The sequence below is a fragment of the Janthinobacterium sp. LS2A genome, assembly GCF_036543145.1.
Lineage (GTDB): Bacteria > Pseudomonadota > Gammaproteobacteria > Burkholderiales > Burkholderiaceae_D > Janthinobacterium > Janthinobacterium aestuarii.
The window spans coordinates 1-352 of the sequence record NZ_JAZHPB010000032.1 but is presented as its reverse complement, the minus strand read 5'-3'; the positions used below and the strand labels follow the sequence as shown (position 1 = coordinate 352).

The following is a 352-nucleotide window of genomic DNA, read 5'->3' as shown; positions in this document are numbered from 1 at the left end:
TCGTGCGCGCCTGGCACCGACATGCCGCAACAGCACCAGGACGGGTCGGCGAAGCGACAAACCGCATTTATTTTAAAAAATTTCCTTAAAGCATTTAATTAAGATGGCGGCACGGTCGTCTTGTACTGATAGGAGCAGATAAATCGTCGCTCCTCACCGTAACCACCTAATTAGGAATGACACCATGCTGAGCCTTCACACCAACGCTGCCTCCCTGTCGGCACAAAATTCGATCACGAATACCCAATCCAAACTGTCGACTTCGATGACGCGCCTGAGCACCGGCTTCCGCATCAACTCGGCCATGGACGATGCTGCCGGCCTGCAAATCGCCACCCGCCTGAAAGCACAG

The 352-nt window shown here is 53.7% G+C and carries 1 protein-coding gene; it reads left to right on the top strand.

Annotated elements, in window-relative coordinates:
• Positions 1–184 precede the first annotated feature (184 nt).
• A partial coding sequence (locus tag V3C40_RS28275) for a flagellin N-terminal helical domain-containing protein (RefSeq protein ID WP_442907325.1) occupies positions 185–352 on the top strand: 168 nt, incomplete at its 3' end.